Raw genomic sequence first — 21,085 nt, 5'->3', positions numbered from 1 at the left:
ACTAGCCGCGCGCGGCCGCCCGTCGGGCATACTCATCGGCCAACCCGAACACCTTCTGCCCGTACTCCACGGAGTTGTTGTAGGAGAACACCGCCCCCCACCACCCCTTGGCAGAAGTCAGATCCCGCCCCTGCGCACACAGATACCGCCCGGCCGCCAGCGCCGCGTCATCGATCTGCTGCGGATCCGCGACCCCGTCCCCGTTCCCGTCAGCACCCCACTTCCGCCACGTGGACGGGATGAACTGCATCGGCCCCACCGCCCGATCGGCGGCCGCGTCCCCGTCGAGCTCACCCCGGTCGGTGTCCGCGATCGCCCGCACACCAGGAGATCCGTCCAACGGCACACCGATGATCGGTATCGACGGTCGCCCATCCGCACCCAGCACGGCACCGCCATAGCGACCATGATCGCTCTCGACGCGCCCGATACCCGCCAGAGTCGCCCAGGACAGACCACAGCGCGGCATGGCGGTGCGCACGACAAGCTCCGCGTTGCCATAGGCCATCAGCGCACGAGCGGGGACGCCGGTGGGCCCGGTGAGCTTGTTCGCCCAGGCACGCAAGGTTTCCACGCCCGCGGACCGCTCCGGCGCGACCGCGCCCGGTCCGGTGTCGACCGCCTCGATGGGCGCCGCGGAGTCCGGTTCGACCGCGGCGGGTTCCACCCCCGCGGCCGGGCTCCGCGCGTCCGTGTCCGACGCCGTGACGACCCGTACGACCCACACCACGACAGCGGCCACGATCAGCAGCGACAGCACGACCAGGAGTCGCGCCACCACGCCATGTCCGCGTCGGGTCCGGGTGTCCGCCACCGTGCTCCAGCCGGGATCGAGGCTCGACCGGGGCGCGGGCGCGCGCCGGTCGTGGACAGCATCGACGACGTGAGCACAGTGGCGCTACGCGAGGTGGGTCACGCGGCCCCGTCGCGGCGCTGCCGCTGCAGCCGGGCCACGCACCAGGCGGGGGCGCTGCCCCGGCGCAGGTGCTCCAGCACGGTGAGCGGGCCGAGCCTGCGGGCCAGGTCGGACGGGGCCAGCCCGGCCGCCCGGTAGTCCAGGGCGCGCTGGTCCAGCGGGCTCATGCCCGCGTCCCACCACTCCTCGGCCTCGGCCACGCCGCCGACCATCTGCCACCAGCTCGCCGCGGCGGCCAGCAGCTCCTGCGGCACCTCGGGGAGCCGCTTGCGCATGGCCGAGAGGTAGCGGGGGTCCGCGGTCTCGACCGTCGCCCAGCGCGCGGCCCCGGCACGGGCGCGCTGACCGGGAATTCCGGGCGTGGCCACGGTGGGGGCGTCGGCGAGCCACTCGGACGCGATCCGCCGCGCCTCGTCCGCGTCGGCGTCCTGCGCGCGCTCCGCGGTCCACTGCCGGACCAGGGCATCGACCCCGGGATCGTCGAGCATTCTGCCTCCTGGAGGTCTCATGATCACTCGATGGCTGAAACCGTAGGGGCAAGGACCGACAGATCGCCAGAGGCAAAACGGGCCAGTTCGGTGAACGGCGCCTCCCAGCCCGCAGATCCACCCGGACGGTCCAATATGGATCTTGCCGGATCACCGTTGGTGACCCCGATCGCGGGCAGCGTCGAGCCGGGACGCGCGCGGCGTCCCCGAACGGACCTGCCTAGGCGAAGAGGTTCTTCAGGAACGTGATGATGGCCTCGGCCCCGTCCCGCAGCCAGGACAGCAGCCCCTGGACCGCCCCGGCCGCCTGGGTTGGCTGACTGACCACGTAGAACAGCACCAGGGCGACCACCACGAGCATGACGACTTTCTTGGCGTTCATCGGTCCACTCCGTCCCCTCGCGCACCGCCGGTCACCATGATCCCCCAAAACGACGATCCGCGGCGGATCTTTCCGCCGAAACAGGGCACCCAGCGTGAGAAACCGGCCGTGGCCGACGTTCCCGGCCACCCACGGCGCCGAAGGCGTCACCCTACGGGTCCAAGGCGGGATCACGGAGCCGACACACCGGGACCGGCGGCCGATGTCCCGGAAACCGTGTCACCTTTGAGCCGCCGGCCGGTCCTGGACACCACGGCGACCGTTGGCGTTGTACAACTTGCCCCGCGTCACCGGAGAATCTCCCACGGCGCGGGGCCCGAGAGCCGTCACCCGGCGCCCTCCCAGCAGGCGGGCACCACCGCGGCCACCACGCGCGGCCGGACCGTGGCTGTGCGGACGCCACAAGCACCCGCACAGCCCGACACCCGGGCCATCAGGCGATCGCGCCCGACTCCCGCAGCCGTTCGATCTCCGCCGCGGACAGGCCCAGCTCGGCCAGCACGTCGGCGGTGTCGGCGCGCGGCTCGCTCGGCGGGTTCGGGGTTCCCGGCGCGGTACGGCCGAACCTGGGCGCGGGCGCGGGCTGCACCCGTCCGCCCACCGAGGCGAACGTGCCGCGCGCGACGTTGTGCGGGTGCGTGGTCGCCTCCTCGGGCGTGAGCACGGGCGACAGGCAGGCATCCGTGCCCTCGGCGAGCCTCGCCCACTCGTCCCGGGTCCGGGTCCGCACTGCGGCGGCGATCCGCTCCCGCAGGTCGGGCCAGGTCGACGGATCGAGGTGGTTCGCCCCCTCGGGCAGCCCGAGCAGCCGGGCCAGCGCGGCGAAGAAACGGACCTCGATCGCGCCGATGGCCACATACTTTCCGTCCGCGGCCGCGTATGTGTCATAAAACGGCGCGCCACCGTCGAGGAGGTTCTCCCCGCGCGGGTTCGGCCACAGACCCTGTCCGCGCAACCCGTGCAGGGTCGTGGTGAGCAGCGCGGCGCCCTCCACCATCGACGCGTCCACGACCTGGCCGCGCCCGGACGTCTGGCGCTCGAACAGCGCCGCCAGCACGCCCATCGCCAGCATCAGCCCGCCGCCGCCGAAGTCGCCGACCAGGTTGAGCGGCACGGTCGGCTTGCCGCCCGCCTGCCCGATCGGGTCCAGCGCGCCCGCCACCGCGATGTAGTTGATGTCGTGCCCGGCCGTGGCGGCCAGCGGCCCGTCCTGGCCCCAGCCGGTGATCCGGCCGTAGACGAGGCGGGGGTTGCGGGCCAGCAGCACGTCCGGCCCCAGCCCCATGCGCTCGGCCACGCCCGGCCGGAAGCCCTCGACCAGCACGTCGGCCCGGTCCACCAGGCGCAGCACCAGGTCGAGCCCGGCGGCGGACTTGACGTCGACCCCGATCCACCGGCGGCTCCTGGCCAGCGGGTCGTCCGGCACGGCCAGCACGTCGGCGCCCGGCGCGGCCCGGTCGACCCGGATCACGTCGGCGCCGAGGTCGGCCAGCACGGTGCAGGCGAACGGAGCGGGGGCGAGACCTGCGAGCTCGACGACCCGCAGCCCGGACAGCGGTCCCAACACGGACCTCCTCGAAGTCGGTGGCGGATCAGAGCGTGCGGGAGATGATCTCCTTCATGATCTCGTTGGTGCCGCCGTAGATGCGCTGCACGCGCTGGTCGGTGTAGATGCGGGCGATCGGGTACTCGGTCATGTAGCCGTAGCCGCCATGCAGCTGCAGGCACTCGTCGATCGCCTTCATGGCCCGGTCGCTGGTCCACCACTTGAGCATCGCGGCCGTGGGCACGTCCAGCTCGCCGCGCAGGTGCTTCTGCACGCAGTCGTCCAGGAACACCCGGGCGATCCGGGTCTCGGTGGCGACCTCGGCGAGGGTGAACCGGGTGTTCTGGAAGTTGTAGACCGGACGGCCGAACGCCTGCCGCTCCTTGGTGTAGGCCAGGGTCTGCTCCAGCGCCACCTCCATGGCCACCACCGAGGACACGGCGATGATCAGCCGCTCCTGCGGCAGCTGCTGCATCAGCTGCACGAAACCCTGCCCCTCGACCCCGCCGAGCAGGTTGGCCGCCGGGACCCGCACCTCGTCGAAGAACAGCTCGGCGGTGTCCTGCGCCTTCAAGCCGATCTTGTCCAGCACCCGGCCGCGGCGGAAGCCCGCCCGCCCGGTCTCCACGATCACCAGCGAGGTGCCCTCGGCGCCCTTGGCCGGGTCGGTCTTGGCCACCACGACCACGAAGTCGCACTGGCCGCCGTTGGTGATGAACGTCTTGGCGCCGCTGACCACGTACTCGTCGCCGTCGCGGACCGCCCTGGTCCTGATGTTCTGCAGGTCCGACCCGGCGCCCGGCTCGGTCATCGCGATCGCGCCGACCCACTCGCCGGAGGCCAGCCGGGGCAGCCAGGCCCGCTTCTGCTCCTCGGTGCCGTAGGCGACCACGTAGTGCGCGACGATCCCGTTGTGCAGCGACACGCCCCAGCCGCTGTCGCCGGACCGCGCCTGCTCCTCCAGCAGCACGACCTCGTGCGCGAAGCTCCCGCCGCCACCGCCGTACTCCTCGGGGACCGACAGGCACAGCAGCCCGACCTCCCCCGCCTTGTGCCACAGCCCCCGATCGACCTGCTTGTTCTCGATCCAGCGCTCGATGTTCGGGGTCAGCTCCTTGGCGCAGAAGGTGCGCGCGAGGTCGCGGAAAGCATCCAGGTCGGTGTCGGGGTCGGCGTCCATCCAGGGGGAACGCTGGGTCACGGGAATCCTCCCAGTTCGCGGTGACCGTCCAGAAACATTCCGGACTGCATGTAAGTTTGGTTTCGAAGGTACATGCTGGCCGGACTGACCGTAAAGTGCCGTGTCGGTCGAACGGAGGAGGGCGCGGGTGGCCGTGCGCACGCACCGCACGCAGCAGGAACGCCGCGAGCAGACGCGCGAGGCGCTGCTCGACGCGACCATCGACTGCCTGGTGGAACTCGGCTACGCCCGCACGACCGTGCAGGAGATCTGCGCCCGTGCCGGGGTCTCGCGGGGCGCGCAGCAGCACCACTTCACCACCAAGGCCGAGCTGATGACCGCCGCCCTTGAGCACCTGTTCGCCCGCCTGATCAACCAGCTGCGCGCGGCCGAGGCCGACCTGCCGCCGGGCCGGGCCCGTGTGGTGGAGGGCATCGACCAGCTGTGGGAGGCCTACTCGGGCACCCTGTCGACGGCGGCGGTGGAGCTGTGGGTGGCCGCCCGCACCGACGCCGAGCTGCGCGAGACGCTCCGCCCGGTCGACCGCGCCCTCGGCCACGCCACCCTGGAGTTCTGCCGCGCCGCGGCGGGCGGCGACCTGCCCGAGGCCGACGTGGAGACGGTGCTGCTGCTGAGCGTGAACTTCGTCCGCGGCCTGGCCCTGGACGCCATGATCGGCGGCGGCGCCGAGCGCCGCACCCGCCTGCTGGACGAGTGGAAGGCCACCGTCCTGTCCCGCTACCTGGGGTGACGGGCCTCCCCCGTCGGACGGGACCGCGCCTGCCGGATGCAGGCCGACCGGCCCGGTCCCGTCCACCTCCTGGTGCCTGTACTGCTTCCGCAGCGGCCGACCCGGCCCTCGCTCGGGTCGGCCCCTGCACCAGAGATGACAACCGCGGGACGCCAACGGGACGTTCGCTTTCGCTAATTGTCTGACAGCTGTGAGCACGCCCACGCTGACCTGCAAAGATCACCGCGTGACCGCTTCCTTCCCGCCGGTACCGCCCGGGTACCCGACCCAGCCAACGCCCCGCCCGCCGCTGTGGTGGGCCGGGTTCGTCGCCGCCTTCCTGCTGCTGGCGGGCGCGACCCTGACCGTGATCGGCTCGACCGCCACGGTCTTCCGCTTCACGCTCACCTACCCCGACGTCGAGCAGACCGGGGTGACCGAGCAGACGCTCTGGCACACCACCGTCAGCAACTCCTACTTCAAGGGCATGGCGGGCGCGCTCACCGACTCCCAGGGCATCCCGGTCGCCACCGGCGCGGGCCTGGCCGCGATCGCGGGTCTGCTGGCCCTGCTCACCGCGATCCGCGCCCGCCCGGCCCTGCTCACCGCCACCCGCGTCACCGCGGCCGCGGGCGCGGGCGTCGCCCTGGGCGCGGCCGCGATGGCCGAGCTGTCGGTCCTGGACTTCATCGACCTGATGAACCGCCCGCAGGACCCCGAGTCCCTGAGCTACCAGTTCACCAGCTCGATCGAGACCGGCATGACCCTCCTCCTGATCGCGGGCGGCGCCATCCTCCTGGGCGTCCTGGCCGCCCTCCTGCCGATCCGCAGCCGCCGCGTCGAACCGGCCACCCCACCGATGGGCTTCCGCCCCCCGTTCGGCCCGCCCCCCGGCTTCGCGGGCTCACCCCCCGGCCAGTTCCCCGGCACCGGCCAGTTCACCCCCGTCGGAGCCCCCGGCAGCACCCAGCCCGGCAGCCCTCAGCCCGGCACGGCCCAACCCGGCGGCACGCAGTCGGGCGCCGCACAACCGGAGGGCTCCCAGCCAGGCGCAGGCGAGCACGGCGGTGCCCAGCCCGGCGTCGCACACCCCGTGAACGCACCCGACCCGTTCAACGGCACGACGGCGGCCGCACAGGCATTGCAGGCGGAAGCCCCGGCCGGGCCGGGCACGGCACCTCAGCCCGGCGCGGTCCCGGGAGCCGCACCGCAGTTCGGTGCCACCCCGGTGTTCGCACAGCCGGGGCAACACGCCCAGCAGCCGGTGTCCGGCGGCCCGGCCCAGTTCGCCACCACCCCGGCCGTGACCCCTCAGGCCCCGGTCCCCCCGCCCCAGCCGACCACGCCCTACCCGATCACCGGCGCCCTGTCGGGCGGCCTGGAACCACCGACGGCTCAGCCCACGCCGCCTGCCTGGCCGGACGCCCCGGCAGCCGCGCCCACGCACCCGGCACCGACCGCCGCCACCCCGGAACCCACGCCCGAGGCCACCACCGAGGCACCTCCGCCCTCGACGGACACCCCGTCGTCCACGAGCGACGTCCCGGCGACTACCCAGGCCGAGCCTTCCTCGGAAGCGCCCCCGGCCGACGCGACCCCGGCAGTCACCGCGACCTCCGAGACCGTGTCCTCGCCTGCGACGACATCCGCCGAGGCAACCCCCACCGGGGTCGCCCCCGTCGAGCAGGCACCCGCCGCCCCGGCACGAGCCGAGACCCCGCCGAACGAGGCGGCATCGAGCAGCACCCCGGCAGGCGACGTGGCATACACCGACACCGCGTCGAGCGTCCCCACGCCAACCGCGTCCACACCGAGCGGCGCCACATCGACCGACTCCGCGTCCAGCGAAGGCGTACCGGGCGAAGCCGTGCCCGGTCCCGCCGCGACGGGTGGCTCCACGAGCAGTGGATCCGAGGCCGGTGGGTCCGGGGCAGCGGCGCAGGCCGGAGCCTCTGACGAGGAGCCGTCCGGGGATCCCGAGCGGACCCAGGTCGTGCCCAAGGGCTAGCCCCCGAGGACTGGACGTCCCGAAGTCGTTGTCGTCCCCGTGGCCGGGTACCGGTCCCGGGGACGACGCGTCTCCGAGGTTCGCCGAGTGGTCGCAGGCCATTGAGTTGTGTGAATCCTGTTCGCGTCACCTCCCCTGTCGAAACCCGCCCTCAAATCGCGAACAGCACTCGCATCACTTCCTTTCAGTCGGGCAGCGGCCGCGCCGGACCGGACAGTCGCATTCGGACGGTCGGCCTCGGGAGCGGGAGCCGCCACCCCATGGGGACGACCGCATACCCGTTCGCGTTCACCCACCGCAGTGTCCTTTCGACACCGTCGCGGGCCGTCTGTGCGCCCGGCTAGGCCGAACAGGTGACCAGGCCGATGTCGACCAGGGGACATGTCTGGGTTTGGTCCGTGCGCTGCGGGATGATCCAACCGTGTCCGGTGGCTCGGCGGGCGCGCGGCGGGTTTCCGCCGCGTACGTTCTGCTCACGCTCGCACTCCTCGGGGTAGCCGGGTGGTGCCTGCTGACACGCGCGTCCGCGCCCGGCGACGGAACCACGATCAACCTGGGTGACAACGCCCTGGCGGCGGACCGGGTCACCGTGGTCGACGGCCCGCCCCCGCTGCGCGCGGGCGACGAGGTCGTGGCCATCGACGGAACCGTTCTGTCCGAACGGGTCAGCGCCGCACCGGGCGGCCCTCCGGCAAGAACCGACGACGCATCGGTCTACCGCGTGCTGCGCGACGGCCACCTCCTCGACCTGACCGTGACCACCCGGCCCTACCCGTGGCTCGCCGCACTGGCCGACAGTTGGCCGACCCTGGCCGTCGGCTGCCTGGTCGCCGCGACGGCCGGGGCGATCTTCTGGTTCCGGCCGCGCGAACCCGCCGCCCGAGCCGCACTTCTGGCCACCGGCCTGACGGCGGTCACCACGGCGGGCGCCGCGTTCTTCCCCCTGCAGGCCCTCGACCTCGTGGCAGGCACCCAGTTCTGGCGCTGGTGGCTCGGCGAGGCCGCGTTCGCCCTGCTGTGGTCCGCCATGCTGCACTTCGCACTCGCTTTCCCCTCTCCTCCCGACTGGCGCCACTACCGCCGATGGGTCACGCTCGCCTACCTCGGCAGCCCGCTGCTCTACGCGGCGTTCACCGCAGGCGCCATGCTGTGGCTCGACTCCCCGACCGCCGTCCTGGCCGTGGTCGGCTCGCCTGCCGTGCCCGCCTTGTTCGTCTATCCGGTGCTCATCGTGGCCGTGCTTGCCGCGAGATACCTGACCAGCACCGATCCGGCTGTCCGGCGCAAGCTGCGCCGGACGGCCGTCGCACTGGGCGCGGGGGCGGTCGTCTACCTCGCCGTGTGGGTCCTGCCGACCGCCCTCGCAGGCGAACCACTGCTGCCACAGCGCTTCCACGCGCTCGCCTTCTCCGCCGTGCCGGTCGCCGTGGGTCTGGCCGTGCTGCGGCACCGGGCGCTCGACATCGAGGTGGTGATCAGCCGGTCGGTGGTCTACGGCGCGCTCAGCGCGGGCGTGGTGGGCACCTACGTGGCCGTCGTGGCGGGCCTGGCACTGCTGTTCCCATCGGTGGACCAGGTGTGGCAGCAGGCCGTGGCCGCCGCGTGCGTGGCGTTGGCGGCGCAGCCGCTGCGCAACCGCTTGCAGGGTCTGGTGAACAAGCGGTTCTTCGGCTACACCGACGACCCCTACCGCGTGGTGTCCACTTTGGCCGCCCGGTTGGCCGACACCGACGTGCCCGAGGACCTGCTGCCAGGCATCGTGGAGAAGGTCGCGCAGGCGCTGCGGCTGCCGCACGTGGCGATCGAGATCGACGCGGGCGGGCAGGCCGAGACCGCCGCGCGCGTGGGCACGCCCGGACCCGACGACACCGAGCTCCCCCTGCTCTTCCACGGCGAGCGGGTGGGCGCGCTGGTCGTCGGCGGGCGGGCCGTGCTGCGCCGACGCGACCGGGCCGCGTTGGCCGAACTGGCCCGGCACGCGGGCACGGCCGTCTACACCGCGCGTCTGACCCGCGACCTGCGCCGCTCGCGCGACCGCCTGGTGTGCGCGCGTGCGGAGGAACGCCGCCGTCTCCTGCACGAACTGCACGACGGTGTCGGCCCCACGCTCGCGGCCGTCTCGCTCGGTCTGGACGCGTGCGTGCGCGGGCTGGACCGCGAGGGCACGACCGGTGTCCTGCTGGTCCGCCTGCGCGACGAGCTGCACGGCGCCATCGCCGAGATCCGGCGGCTGGCGCACGGACTGCGCCCGCCCGTGCTCGACCGGATCGGGCTGGTGCCCGCGATCCGCGAGTACGCGGGCGCGCTGGCCAGCCGGTCGGCCCGGATCCCGGACGGCGGTGTGTCGATCATGCTGGAGGTGCCGGTCGCGTTGCCCGACCTGCCCGCGTCGGTGGACGTCGCCGCCTACCGGATCGTCTGTGAGGCGCTCACCAACGTCACCCGGCACGCGCGCGCGTCGTCCTGCGCGGTCCGGCTGTGGGTGGACGACGACCTGCACATCGAGGTCGTCGACGACGGCGTCGGCCTGGCCAGGCGGGCCGCCGGGATCGGGCTGGTGTCGATGCGGCAGCGGGCCGCCGAGCTGGGCGGGGACTGCCTGGTGGCGGCCGAGGACCGGGGCGGGACGCGGGTGCTGGCCACGCTGCCGCTCCCCAGGGAGAAGGTATGACCGCGGCTGGATTTCCATGTTCGCTCCTGGGCAGAGGTTTCCGGCGGCCCTGGTCGGGTCGCCGAGGTCCATGGTGCTGGCGCGCAAGGGGAAGCGAAAGGAGGCCCGGCGGGCCTGTGGACAACTTCGGGGGTTGTGGATGAATCCTCGGGTGCTGGTGGTGGACGACCACCCGCTGTTCCGGTTCGGGCTGTGCACCGTGCTGGCGGGCGAGCCCACGGTGTCGCTGGTCGGTGAGGCCGCGACCGGCGCGGAGGCGATCGCGGCGGCCCGCGAGCTGGCGCCGGACGTGGTGGTGATGGACGTGCACCTGCCGGACACGACCGGCATCGACGCGACCCGGGTGATCGTCGGCGAACGGCCGGGGACCGGCGTGCTGGTGCTGACCATGTTCAACGACAGTGAGTCCGTGCTCGCGGCCATGCGCGCGGGCGCGCGCGGGTACCTGCTCAAGGGCTCCGGCCAGGACGAGATCGTGCGCGCCGTGCACGCGGTCGGCCGCGGGGAGGCCATCTTCGGCTCCGGTGTGGCCGACCGGGTGCTGAGCTTCTTCAGCGAACCGACGCCTGCCGTGTTCCCGGAGCTGACCGGCCGGGAACGCGAGGTGCTGGCGCTGATCGCGGACGGCGAGAGCAACACGGTGATCGCGCGAGCGCTGTCGTTGAGCCCGAAGACCGTGCGCAACCACGTGTCCAGCATCTTCACCAAGCTGCGGGTGCCCGACCGGGCCCAGGCGATCGTGCGCGCCCGCACCGCGGGTCTGGGGTCGCCGCCGCGCGTCCGGGCAATTCCGGGACACCGGTCCCATGCGGTCGGGACGCCCGATCGGGCACCGTCTGGGTTCCACCCGGGGGACGAGGAAGCGGGGTAGGACATGCGGGAAGAGAATCGGACAGCGGTGCTCGTGCGGGCCACGGACCCGATCCTGCGCAACGGGGTGCACATGGCGCTGCGCGCCCGTCCGGAGCTCCGGCTGGTCGAGGAGGACGACGCCACCCCGGAGGCGGTGGCCCTGGTGGTCGCCGACCGGTTCGACACTCGGGCCGAGCAGCTGCTGAAAACCCTGCGCTGCCGCGGCTTCACGCACGTGGTGCTCATCGCGGGCGACCTGGAGGAGAGCGAGATCCTGGCCGCTGTGGAAGCGGGCGTGTGCGCGGTGGCCCGGCGCGCGGACACGACCCCGGACGTCCTGGTGCGCCTGGTGAAGGCGGCGGCGGTGGGTGAGGGTGCGTTGCCGCCGGATCTGCTGGGGAGGTTGTTGAACCGGGTTTCGCGGTTGCAGAGGCACGTGTTGGAGCCGCGTGGGCTGCACCTGGCGGGGATCACGAACCGGGAGACGGAGGTGCTGCGGTTGGTGGCGTCGGGGTTGTCGACGAAGGAGATCGCGGACCAGCTGTGTTACTCGCAGCGCACGGTGAAGTCGATCCTGCATGATGTGACGAACCGGTTCCAGCTGCGGAACAGATCGCACGCGGTGGCGTATGCGTTGCGGGAGGGGCTCATCTGAGCCGGTGGCGGTGGCCAGGACGCCTGGCCACCGCGCCGTGAACCGCACCCCGACAACATGGCACTCGACCGCACAGCACAACAGCCGCCCAGGTCGAGGTGGGCTCGCGAAGGGGGAGTCAGCCCGCGAGGCGGCCGGAGAAGGAGACGGAGGGGGTGCACTTGCCGGTGGGGGGTTGCGGCGCCCCGGGGAGTTGGCAGTTGACGGCCACCTTCAGTTCCTGGCCCGGCGGGAACGTCAGGGGTTCCAGGTAGTGGTAGTCGACGTCGCGGAAGTTGTTGAGGCCGAACTCCAGCAGGATCTGGTCGCCACGGAGGATGCGGAGGGTGCCCGCGTCGCCGCGGGGGTTTTGCAGGACCAAGTCGGTGATGACGAGGGTCTTGCCGTCCGGGATCGGGGTGGGGGCGGTGAAGGTGGGGAAGTCGGCGGGATTGGGGGTGGCGGTCGGGGTGGTGGTGACGCGGAAGTCGAAGGCTTGGCCGCGGGCGATGTCGACGCCCTCGGGACTGGTGACCGAGGGGGCGGCAGCGGCGGCGGTGTTGGCGTCGCCGGTCTTCTTCTCCACTGCTGCGGCGTGTTCTTCGGCGGCGGCCGCCTTCTTCTCCGCCGTGTCGGCCTTGTCTTCCAACCGCGCCTGTTCGGCCTTGACGAGCGCGGCGGCCGTGTCGCGCGCGGCGGACTCGATGCTCGGTTTCACCAGTGTCAGCCACAACGTCACCGCGACGATCGCCAACGCCAGCAGAACCAGCACGGCGGGCAGCAGCCACTTCGGCAGCAACTGGTGCTGCACGACCGTCCCCTCGGCGGCCATCGGCGGTACGTCACCGACGGCGACGACGACCTGGAACGGATGACGGCGTTCCTGTCCGCGCAGAAACCGGTCGTGGGGGCGGACGCGGAGGCGTAGGAACGCCGACGTGCCGGGAGCGATGGTCAGCGTCGGGTGGTCGACCGCGAGCCGCAGCGCGTCCTCGGGATCCGACACCGCGATCTCGACGCCCAACGGGTAGTTGCCCGCGTTGTCCACCACCAGCTCACACCGTGCACGCGAACGACACTTGATCGTGCGCGGCACCAATTCGACGCGCAGGTCCGTATACGGCAGAACCTCTACCGCGCTCTCCACCACCACGGAACCGGCAGGGTCCTCACGCGAGACAACGCGAGCCCCGAACGGAACAGGACCGGCGGCGACAGAACCGTCGCGGGGTGGGGTGAAGAGCAGTGTCACCTCGCCCTCGGTGCCGGGCAGCAGGTTCAGGACCGGCGGCTCGACCCGCACCCACTCCCCCGCGTCGCCGACCACGTCCACCGTGAACTGGTCGACGAGTGGGCCGGAGTTGGCGATCCGCACTGTCGTGCGCGCGGTGTCCCCCGGGGTGACGGTGAGTGTGTCGCCCGCGAGCGAGGTCGTGGCTCCCATGACCGGCAAGTGTCCGGACCGACCACACGCGCGCGGACCCTGCGATCGGGTGCGTCACCGGGCAGTGCCGCCTGCCCTTTGGTGCGCGTGACCGCGTCCGGTTCACCACCCGCGAGCCGGGTCGCGCGCGATGCGGACTTCCTAGGCTGCGATGGGCACCCGAGTAACCCTGTCGGAGGTCGCCGTGTTCCGTCGTGTCGCCGTGGCTGCGTTGGTACTCGCCGTGGGCGCGAGTGGGGTGATGGTGCCCGAGTCTGCTGCGGCGGTGAACGGGTCGACCGAGCTGGTGTCAGTGGACGCTGCCGGAGTCCCGTCGCCGACAGGCGGGCGGGAACAGGACATGTCCCAGGACGGGACGGCGGTGGCGTTCACGAGCTACTCCCCTTTGGACGGTCCAACGAGAGAGGACACCGACAACGTCTACGTCCGCGACATCGCCCGCAACCGGACTGTCCTGATCAGCCGAGGCCAGTTCATCGATGACGAGCCGGTTCCACTCCGGGGCAAACGTTTGCTCGCCGCGCAGATCTCGGAGACGTCCGCCGACGGCGACAGCTACCTGCCGACGATCTCCCGCGACGGCCGGTTCGTCGCGTTCCTCAGCCGCGCGACCAACATCACCGAGACCGACACCGACGTCAACATCCTCGTATGCGACCGCGCACCGAACGGCGTGTTCGACGCGCGCAGACCGGACGGGGCGATGGACTACCGCTACCACGTGGTCACCGCGTCCGAGCCCGACCGACCACGCATCTCGGCCGACGGCTCGCGGATCGCCTGGGAGGAACCGGACGGCCTCTTCGTGGCGGACCTCTTGGCGGGCACGCCTGGTCCTGCCCGCGCACTGCCGGTGACGATCGGGACCGAACGGGTCGATCGGGCCTACGACCCGGAGATCTCCGGCGACGGACGGTTCGTGGTGGCGGCCGCTGCCGCGTCGTCCTTCCACGCCGTGGTCCGTGTCGAGGTCGCCACCGGTCTCGCTCTGCGTGTCGATCTCGACGAGAACGGCGCGCCGCTCGACACGGACGAGTCGGTGGACTTTCGTCGGCCCGCGATCTCCGGGGACGGGTCGGTGATCGCGTTCGTGGCGGAGCAGGTCACGAGCCAACCGAACGTGTATGTCGTCCGGCCCGGTGTGGACTCCGTGTTGGCCTCGCGCAACGCGGCCGGTGTCCCGGTCAACGGGAGCCTTCCGGGCCTGTCTGCGGACGGCCGCTACCTCGCGTTCGTCACCGACGCGCGCGCCGTTCACGATGGCGCTGACGTGCCACTGGGCTACTACGAGCCATCCTGTCTTGAACCGTCGGACTACGTGTCTGTGCCGCCGCCGGATGAGAGTCGGGATGTGCGTGTGCAGTGTCAGGTGGTTGTGCGGGATCTACGCGCGGGCCTGACAGCGCTCGCTTCCAGTTGCGCGCAAGTCTGTGACGGGCAGAGCACACCGAGCCGGTGGGCTGAGGCGCCTTCTCTGTCCTGGGATGGTGCGCGGGTGGCGTTCGAGTCCGACGCTCGGTTGGCCGGGGGTGACGCGGCGGATGCGGACGACGTGTTCGCACATACCTTCGAGCCTGGCCTCAGCGCGGATGACGTCGACTTCGGTCCGGTCACGGTCGGTCATACGGCCACTCGGACAGTGTCGCTGTCGCACAAGGGGTTTGGTCCGCTGCCCATCGGTTCGTTGGCGCTTACCGGATCTGGTGACTTCTCGCTCGGGGCCGATGCCTGCTCGGGACACGTGCTGCATTCGGGCGAGAGTTGCGAGGTCTCACTTCGGTTCACGCCGTCCACGGCTGGAGACCGTGCGGCGGTTTTGGTCGCGCGAGGGTTCACCGTGGCGGTACGAGGGGAAGGGGATTCGCGGGTTGTTGTTCAGGCTGGTGCGGAGTTTGCGGCTGGTCCTGATCCGGTGGATTTCGGGGACCGGCTGTTGTTGTCGGATGGGCCGGTGGAGCCGCTGACCGTGCGGAACCTCGGTGGCGCGGCGATGACCGTGACCGGGATAGGAGTTGATTCACCGGAGTTCGGGGTCACGGGGTGCGTTGGAGCGGTCGTTGCGCCTGGGGGGTCGTGTGAGGTTCAGGTGCGGTTCTCACCGGGGGCGGCAGGGGCACGCACCGGGGTGGTGAGGTTCACTACCACGCCTGGCGAGGTGCATTTGGTGGGGGTTCGCGGAGCGGGAATCTCGCCGGTGTTGGTGGTGAACCCCGGGGTGCTTTCTCCTGGGCGCGTCACGGAGGTCGACGGGATCGGGTTCCCGCCCGGCCGGGCCGTGACCGTGGGGTTTCGCGACTCGGTCGAGAGCGTGACAGCCACCACCGGCTCCGACGGGCGATTCGGGGCTCAGCTATTGGTGTTTCCCAAGGCTTCGGTCGGACCGCGAGTGGTCGTCGCGGTGGTGAACGGGACAGGGATCTCGGTTGCGGCCGGGCTGCTGGTGGTCAGCAACACCGTGACACCCGCCGAGTTCGTCGGGCGGCGCTGACCGAGCCGCCCAAGCGCACCCCCCAGCACACGCCCCTCCCTCCCGGGGGGCTGACCCGCCCTATACGTGGAACCCTAGGCGGTCCGACTCGTTGTCAATATCGCCCAGTCGTGAGCTGTGGATGGATCGGCGGGGTTGTGGACAACCCGCACCGCCCCGGCGGGGCCGGAACCGCCGGGTCCGGTTGAGGGGTGTCGGGGGCGGGGGCTGGGGTTGCCGAGCGTGCCGAGGGGGGTGGCTGGGCATTAGGGTGAGGTCGTGACACCGGCGCCGTCCGACATCCCCGCTCTGTTGGCCATGGCGTTCCGCCTGATCATGGATGAGGTGCACGCGGCGCTGGCCGTGGAGGGGTTCGGCGATGTGCGGCCCGCGCACGGTTTCGTGTTCCAGTACCTGTCGCATCATCCGACGGCGACGGCCGTGGAGTTGGGGCAGCACCTGGGGGTGACGAAGCAGGCGGCCGTGCAGTTGGTGGATGAGTTGGAGCACCGTGGTTACGTCACCCGGGGGCCGCATCCGACCGATCGTCGCAGTCGTACGGTCACGTTGACCGAGCGCGGGTGGGCGTGTGTGCGGCGGGTGGTGGAGTTGTGGGGTGGGATCGAGAACCGGTGGGCGGACAGGGTCGGCCGGGAGCAGGTGGCCGGGTTGCGGACCGTGTTGCTGACCCTGATCGGCGACATGTCCGGTGGCGCGCCGGTCGCGTTGCGACCGGTCTGGTGACTCACCAGCGGTACGGTTCCAGCGGGGCGTCGAGTTCGGCGTCGACCAGGCGGTTGGCGTAGGTCGAGATCGTGTACGTGCCGATGCCCAGCACGACCTCCAGCGCGTTGCGGCGGGTGAACCCGGCGGCCAGGAACGTGTCCAGGATGTCGGGTTCGACCTCGCCGCGACCGGCCATGACGGCCAGGGTGAACCGGCGCAGCGTCTCCAGGCGTTCGTCCGGTAGGGACTTCTCGGCGCGCAGGGACTCGATGAGGTCGTCCGGGGCGGACTGCCTCGTCAGGGTGGCGGTGTGCATGGCGACGCAGTAGTGGCAGCCGACGTGGGTCGCGATCGTCATGACGACGGTCTCGCGTTCGAGCGGGGTCAGCGTGGTCCGGTCGAACGTGGCGGTGTTGGCGAGGAAGCCGGACAGCAGTTCCGGCGACTCGGCCAGCTTGGCCATGGGGGCGGGCAGGTAGCCGAACTTCGCGGTGGTGGATTCGAGGATGCGCCGCGATGCCTCGGGCGCGCTGTCGGGGGTGTGTGCGACGAACATGGGAACGACGGTACGGCGACGCTCGACAAGTAGTCAAGCTGATTGTCTATCTACTGTTCGGTGAAGAACTCGATCTCGGTCAGGGCCACGTCGGTCCCCTTGACGCTCTGGTACAGCGACACCACATGCACCTCCACCGAGGTCACGCCCGCGCCGTCGGCGAGATCGACCTGCTGCGGGTCCGGGTTGTCCTTGAGCTCCACGTCGGCGGTGCGGCCGGTGGAGAACACCAGGTGCAGCCGGTGCGGGCGGTGACGGGCCTGGAACTCGTCGCGGGCGCCGGTGCGGATGATCGCGCGGGACAGGGTCACCGGTTGGGCGAAGCGGGCCACCAGCACGGGTTCCGGGCCTGCGGCGGGGGCCGCCCAGAAGGTGTTGCTGAAACCGTCGAACGCGGACGCGCCCGGATGGTCGAGCAGCTCGCTCGTCGCGGTGATCTCCACGGGCGCCACCGGGGCGTACTGCGGCAGCACGACCCCCTCGACATCCTGTTCGAGCGCGATCGCGTGGGCGTTGACCCAGCTGCGGAAGTCGCCGGAGATCCCGTAGGCGATGCCCGCGATCACCAGCACCGCCGACACCACGCGACGCGTCACGCGGAAGACGGCACCGAACGCGGCTCCCAGCTTGGACTTGCCGCGCCGGTTGCGGGGCCGCTCACCGGATCTGCGCACCTTCGCGCCGCGACGCGGGAGCAGGCGGCGCCACCACGGGGTTCGGACGACGTCCGCCGCCGCCAACGAGTTCCCGCACCGGCCGCAGAACTTCCGCGTCGGTTGGTTGCCCTCGCCGCACTCGCCACAGACCAGGTCGCCGGGCTTGAGTGCCCTGGTCGGCGGCTGCCTGCGTACGGTCGGCCGCGCCGGAGCACTATCCTGCGGCAGCACCGCTCCCGGCTGCGAGTCCCCGGGCGTGATACCCGCCACCAGCCCGCTCGCCGCTGTCTGCCGGGCCGATGATTCGTCGTTGACCGACGGCAGTGCCGGTCTCGCGGAGTCGATGGAACCGTCCGAGGGCGATTGCTCGTCTGTGGTCGGAGGCAGGGGCAGCTTCGGTGGCACCTCGTTTCCTGGCGGAACAGGTGGTACTGCCAGCGCTGCATCTCCGGGTGGTTTGGGCGGCGCCGCGCTGCCAGGTGGCGCAGGCGGTTTGGGCAGGGCCGTGCTTCCCGGCGGCGCTGGCGGTTTTGGTAGCACCGCGCTTCCAGGTGGAGATGGTGGAACTCCCGGAGGAGGAGGCGGTTTGGGTATGCCGGGTGGTGGCGGCGGTTTGGGGGGACTCGGCGGCTGGGCGGTCCCTCCGGGTGGGAGAGGCGGGCGGGGTGGGCCCCCAGGGCGGGGTGGGGCGGGCGGGGTCGCGCCGGGGCGGGCCGGGGTGGCGGGGCCTGCCGGGCGGGCGGAGACCGGGGACACAGGCCGGTCCCCCACATCCAGGTAGAGCGCCGACTGCAACCGTGACAGCAGACCCCGCCGTGGGGCTTCCTCTTCTTCTTCGGGTTCTCTCGCCGCCGGTACCACAGGCGCGACCTTCTCCCCCGTCCACTCCAGAAACCCCCCGCACTTTCCGCAGAACGTGTCGGTATCTCCGTTGTGATAGGCGCAGGACTTGCAGACGATCACGGGGTCACCTCCACGCGGTGCACGACGTGGGCGGGTTTGGCGGCGGCGACGACATCCGTCACCAGGTCGAGGGGCGCGTCCGGCGCGCCCGACACGCGTACGGCCAAGCGGGGATGTGCGTCACCCGGCAGGTCCGCGTCCGGGTCGAGAGAGTGCGCCACCCCGCCACTGTCCGCGATCTCCACCGTGCCGCCGGTCAGCACTTCGAGGTTCGCCCGCAGTCCCGCGACCGTCCCCCTGGTCCGGTACATCTCGACCGCCGACGCGACGGCCGCGCGCCGCCGGGGCAACGGCCACCCCTCGTCGACCTCGATGCCCACCCAGCCCGCGAGCCACGCCAGGAAGTCCTCCGGCGCCAGCACCGGGTCCAGGTAGTCGACCACGCAGTCCAGTGTGGACAGAATGGGCGCGAGCATGTCGTCGAACCCGGCCAGGAAGCGTGCCGCGAACGGGTCCTCCTGGTAGACGGCGGGCAGCAAGTCCAGCAATGGCACGGCGGAGGTGAGGCCGGGCGTCAGTCCGCGCATGTCAGTCCTCCTCCACGCGCACCTGGTGGGCGAAGGAGAAGACCAGGCTGTGCCGGTCGACCGCCAGCCGCTGGGTCTGCTCGCCGCGTTCACCGGTGACCGGGTTGGCACCGAACAGTCGCACGTCCTCCACGATGTCCACGCCCCGCACGCGTTGCAGGAGCGCGTGGATGTCCCCCGCCTGCACCGGACGCCCGAACGTCCAACCCTCGCCGCCCGCGCCGCCGACCAGCGGGTTGAGGTATCGGTAGAGCGCGGCCAACGCGTCCGCGCGCACCTTCACCCGATCGACGCGGGGTCGGGCGATCACCCGGGCGACCACGGTCACGCCCCGGTACCTCGGCGGGGTCACCAGCACCCGGGTCCCGATCAGCCGCACCTCGTCCAGGCGGGCGGTGATCCGGGCGAGCGTGTCCGGCTCCGGCACCAGGTCGGCGAAGTCGAGCCGACCGTCGACCTCGGCCGCAGCGGGCACCACGAGCACCCGGACGGCGCCTGCGTCCACGTCGTCGTCGCCCGCCGTCACGCAGCGCACCCGGGCGATCCCCGGCGCCGACTCCCGGGTGATCACCTCGTAGTCCTCGGCGGTCACCGCCCGTCCCCGGCTGCGCAGCAGGATCGGGCCGCGAGCCTTGGCCTGGTCGAGCGTCTCGCCGTCGACGCCGCCGCTCGCCGCGTCCAGGTTCTCCACCCGTGCCACGAACGGGATCGACGAACGCAGTGTCTGGATCGAACCACGGGACACGTTGCCGACCCGGCCCCCGCCCACTGCGTAGCGGCGGACGCGGATGGTGCACCGATGCGGCGGGACCGCGCCGTAGTGGCGCAACGACCCGTCCGGTTCGCGGATCACCGGGCCGAACAGGATCGTGCCGGTCACGCCGTCGAGGTGGTAGTGGCGGTCGTCCGGTCCGCTGGCGGCGAACGTGCGCACCGGCGTCCACTCCTGCCAACCGTCCGGCGAGGAGGTCTCCAACGTCCCGGCCGTGACCACGGGCTGCCGCGTGAGCGTGAACTGTTGCCCCGGAACACCTTCCGACTCGCCCAGCACCTCCTCCTCGACAAGTTCGCTGTGCCGGGCGGTGATCGTTCCCCCGACAGTGCTGGCCGCGATCGAGGTGATCACCGGTGTCTCGTGATACGTCGGGTATCCCTCGTCCACCGCGACCACCCGCGCCCGCAGCCACCCCGCGCTCTCCCCGTCGAGCACGGCCATCGCGTGCTCCTCAGGCACGTGCACGTGGACATGCCCATCGGTGTTGAGCGCCCCCGTCGTGTCCTCGCTCACCCGGCAGTGGGCCCAGTCCTCCCCGTCGAACGCCTCCCACGTCAACGGCGGGTGCTGCGGATGCACACCCACCCCGCGCACCTGGCAGCCCACGTCCACCCGCACCACACACCTCGGCACGGCCTCGCTCAACCCGAGCAGCAACGCCTCCCCCACATCGGGAATCGTGGAGAACGCGGGAAACGACGTACCCATGCTCACCTGATCGGTCACGTCACCGGCCACGGTCACTGTCCGGCGCAGCACGCACGGGATGATCCGCAGGTTCTCCCCGGTGCCGAACACGACAGCGTCATCGGTCTCCCCTCGCGGCGTGGCGACCGCAGTACCCGCCGGAATGCCCACGGGCGCGATCGCGGGCGCGGAGAGCCAGAACGTGACCGGCGCCTGCGCGGGCGCGGGCGGGGTCAGCCGCAGCCCGATGAGCTCCAGGAACTTCACGTACAGCCGGTCCGGCACCTGGTTGAGCCGGAACAGCAGCTGGTCGGTCATGAACGCGAACGTCTCGATCAGCGTGACGCCCGGGTCGGACACGTTGTGGTCCGTCCATTCCGGACAGCGCAGCATCACCATCCGCTTGGCGTCGTCGACCAGGTCCTGGAAGCGGCGGTCGTCGAGGTGCGGGGCGGGCAGGCTCATCAGTAGTCGCTCCCGTCCTCGGGGATGGTGTAGAACGGGAAGACCAGGTTGCGGCGGTCGTTGGTGTCCTTGACCACGTACTGGATGTCGATGTGCAGGACGCTGCCGTCGCCCGGTCGCGGGGTCACGGTCACGCCCTCGATGTCGACGCGCGGCTCCCAGCGCAGCAGCGCCGACCGCACCTCCTGCGACAGCTCGGCGACGGTATCGAGGTTGACGGGCCGGAACACGTAGTCGCGAACGCGGCTGCCGAACTGCGGCCGCATCGGCCGTTCACCCGGGTAGGTGGCAAGGATCAACCGCATCGCCTGTTCGAGCTCCACCTCCCGGCGCACCAGCGCGATGCCGCCGCGCGGGTCGACCCCGAGCGGGAACGCCCAGCCCGCGCCGACGAAGTCCTGCGTCATCCGGC

At 71.6% G+C, this 21,085-nt stretch carries 18 protein-coding genes; 7 read left to right on the top strand and 11 right to left on the bottom strand.

Translation table 11 applies throughout. The features are described 5' to 3' along the window. Position 1 precedes the first annotated feature (1 nt). From C503_RS0105125 to C503_RS0105105, 5 genes are all read right to left on the bottom strand, one after another. A complete protein-coding gene (locus tag C503_RS0105125; protein WP_245572407.1) occupies positions 2–814 on the bottom strand; it encodes a lytic transglycosylase domain-containing protein in 813 nt (270 codons plus the stop codon). Positions 815–912: 98 nt separating this feature from the next. Further along, entirely contained in the window at positions 913–1,404 is a 492-nt protein-coding gene (locus C503_RS0105120; RefSeq protein WP_018681112.1) for a hypothetical protein, read from the bottom strand. 220 nt (positions 1,405–1,624) lie between these two features. After that, positions 1,625–1,786, bottom strand: a complete 162-nt coding sequence (locus tag C503_RS46660; RefSeq protein WP_018681111.1) for a hypothetical protein — start codon at positions 1,784–1,786, stop codon at positions 1,625–1,627. Between the two features lie 433 nt (positions 1,787–2,219). Then, positions 2,220–3,353 (bottom strand): CaiB/BaiF CoA transferase family protein, encoded by a 1,134-nt coding sequence (locus tag C503_RS0105110; RefSeq protein ID WP_018681110.1) that lies wholly within the window; start codon positions 3,351–3,353, stop codon positions 2,220–2,222. A 25-nt stretch (positions 3,354–3,378) separates the two neighbouring features. Then, positions 3,379–4,512: an acyl-CoA dehydrogenase family protein gene (locus tag C503_RS0105105; protein WP_018681109.1), complete on the bottom strand. Its 1,134-nt coding sequence runs from the start codon at positions 4,510–4,512 to the stop codon at positions 3,379–3,381. A gap of 148 nt (positions 4,513–4,660) precedes the next feature. Between C503_RS0105105 and C503_RS0105100 the strand changes: the two genes are divergently transcribed. From C503_RS0105100 to C503_RS0105080, 5 genes are all read left to right on the top strand, one after another. After that, a complete protein-coding gene (locus C503_RS0105100; RefSeq protein WP_018681108.1) occupies positions 4,661–5,263 on the top strand; it encodes a TetR/AcrR family transcriptional regulator in 603 nt (200 codons plus the stop codon). A 226-nt stretch (positions 5,264–5,489) separates the two neighbouring features. Then, positions 5,490–7,250: a hypothetical protein gene (locus C503_RS0105095; RefSeq protein ID WP_156892984.1), complete on the top strand. Its 1,761-nt coding sequence runs from the start codon at positions 5,490–5,492 to the stop codon at positions 7,248–7,250. A 421-nt stretch (positions 7,251–7,671) separates the two neighbouring features. Further along, a complete protein-coding gene (locus C503_RS43015) occupies positions 7,672–9,921 on the top strand; it encodes a sensor histidine kinase (protein ID WP_018681107.1) in 2,250 nt (749 codons plus the stop codon). A 139-nt stretch (positions 9,922–10,060) separates the two neighbouring features. Beyond that, positions 10,061–10,792 carry a response regulator transcription factor gene (locus C503_RS0105085; RefSeq protein WP_033400247.1) on the top strand — a complete coding sequence of 244 codons (732 nt, stop codon included), beginning with the start codon at positions 10,061–10,063 and terminating at the stop codon, positions 10,790–10,792. 3 nt (positions 10,793–10,795) lie between these two features. Next, entirely contained in the window at positions 10,796–11,428 is a 633-nt protein-coding gene (locus C503_RS0105080; protein WP_018681105.1) for a response regulator transcription factor, read from the top strand. A gap of 118 nt (positions 11,429–11,546) precedes the next feature. Here the strand turns inward: C503_RS0105080 and C503_RS0105075 are convergent, their stop codons facing one another. After that, positions 11,547–12,851 carry a COG1470 family protein gene (locus C503_RS0105075; RefSeq protein ID WP_018681104.1) on the bottom strand — a complete coding sequence of 435 codons (1,305 nt, stop codon included), beginning with the start codon at positions 12,849–12,851 and terminating at the stop codon, positions 11,547–11,549. Positions 12,852–13,002: 151 nt separating this feature from the next. Between C503_RS0105075 and C503_RS0105070 the strand changes: the two genes are divergently transcribed. Then, the gene (locus C503_RS0105070) at positions 13,003–15,339 is read left to right on the top strand and encodes a choice-of-anchor D domain-containing protein (protein WP_018681103.1); all 2,337 of its coding nucleotides are present in this window, start codon (positions 13,003–13,005) and stop codon (positions 15,337–15,339) included. A 258-nt stretch (positions 15,340–15,597) separates the two neighbouring features. Beyond that, positions 15,598–16,062 carry a MarR family winged helix-turn-helix transcriptional regulator gene (locus tag C503_RS0105065; RefSeq protein ID WP_018681102.1) on the top strand — a complete coding sequence of 155 codons (465 nt, stop codon included), beginning with the start codon at positions 15,598–15,600 and terminating at the stop codon, positions 16,060–16,062. Position 16,063: 1 nt separating this feature from the next. Here C503_RS0105065 and C503_RS0105060 read toward each other — a convergent pair whose 3' ends face one another. The 5 genes from C503_RS0105060 to C503_RS0105040 all read right to left on the bottom strand — a co-directional run bounded on the left by C503_RS0105060 (position 16,064) and on the right by C503_RS0105040 (position 21,080). Beyond that, positions 16,064–16,600: a carboxymuconolactone decarboxylase family protein gene (locus tag C503_RS0105060; RefSeq protein ID WP_018681101.1), complete on the bottom strand. Its 537-nt coding sequence runs from the start codon at positions 16,598–16,600 to the stop codon at positions 16,064–16,066. A 50-nt stretch (positions 16,601–16,650) separates the two neighbouring features. Further along, on the bottom strand, positions 16,651–17,661 hold the full coding sequence (locus C503_RS38015; protein ID WP_018681100.1) for an NADase-type glycan-binding domain-containing protein: 1,011 nt from the start codon (positions 17,659–17,661) through the stop codon (positions 16,651–16,653). Between the two features lie 554 nt (positions 17,662–18,215). Next, positions 18,216–18,746 (bottom strand): phage tail protein, encoded by a 531-nt coding sequence (locus tag C503_RS0105050; protein WP_018681099.1) that lies wholly within the window; start codon positions 18,744–18,746, stop codon positions 18,216–18,218. A gap of 1 nt (position 18,747) precedes the next feature. Next, positions 18,748–20,673 carry a putative baseplate assembly protein gene (locus C503_RS0105045; protein ID WP_018681098.1) on the bottom strand — a complete coding sequence of 642 codons (1,926 nt, stop codon included), beginning with the start codon at positions 20,671–20,673 and terminating at the stop codon, positions 18,748–18,750. Further along, entirely contained in the window at positions 20,673–21,080 is a 408-nt protein-coding gene (locus C503_RS0105040; RefSeq protein WP_018681097.1) for a GPW/gp25 family protein, read from the bottom strand. The genes C503_RS0105045 and C503_RS0105040 overlap by 1 nt, the downstream gene beginning before the upstream one ends. Positions 21,081–21,085 lie beyond the last annotated feature (5 nt).

Source organism: Actinokineospora enzanensis DSM 44649 (assembly GCF_000374445.1).
GTDB classification, from domain to species: Bacteria; Actinomycetota; Actinomycetes; order Mycobacteriales; family Pseudonocardiaceae; genus Actinokineospora; species Actinokineospora enzanensis.
Note: the sequence above shows the minus strand (reverse complement) of the source record. Positions and strands in the feature narration are given on the sequence as shown.

Bases quoted from the DNA above. Each gene is read 5' to 3' on its own strand.
- C503_RS0105120 (WP_018681112.1), bottom strand. From the start codon at position 1,404: ATGCTCGACGATCCCGGGGTCGATGCCCTGGTCCGGCAGTGGACCGCG.
- C503_RS46660 (WP_018681111.1), bottom strand. From the start codon at position 1,786: ATGAACGCCAAGAAAGTCGTCATGCTCGTGGTGGTCGCCCTGGTGCTG.
- C503_RS0105105 (WP_018681109.1), bottom strand. From the start codon at position 4,512: ATGGACGCCGACCCCGACACCGACCTGGATGCTTTCCGCGACCTCGCG.
- C503_RS0105085 (WP_033400247.1), top strand. From the start codon at position 10,061: ATGAATCCTCGGGTGCTGGTGGTGGACGACCACCCGCTGTTCCGGTTC.
- C503_RS0105080 (WP_018681105.1), top strand. From the start codon at position 10,796: ATGCGGGAAGAGAATCGGACAGCGGTGCTCGTGCGGGCCACGGACCCG.
- C503_RS0105075 (WP_018681104.1), bottom strand. From the start codon at position 12,851: ATGGGAGCCACGACCTCGCTCGCGGGCGACACACTCACCGTCACCCCG.
- C503_RS0105070 (WP_018681103.1), top strand. From the start codon at position 13,003: ATGGGCACCCGAGTAACCCTGTCGGAGGTCGCCGTGTTCCGTCGTGTC.
- C503_RS0105060 (WP_018681101.1), bottom strand. From the start codon at position 16,600: ATGTTCGTCGCACACACCCCCGACAGCGCGCCCGAGGCATCGCGGCGC.
- C503_RS0105050 (WP_018681099.1), bottom strand. From the start codon at position 18,746: ATGCGCGGACTGACGCCCGGCCTCACCTCCGCCGTGCCATTGCTGGAC.
- C503_RS0105045 (WP_018681098.1), bottom strand. From the start codon at position 20,673: ATGAGCCTGCCCGCCCCGCACCTCGACGACCGCCGCTTCCAGGACCTG.
- C503_RS0105040 (WP_018681097.1), bottom strand. From the start codon at position 21,080: ATGACGCAGGACTTCGTCGGCGCGGGCTGGGCGTTCCCGCTCGGGGTC.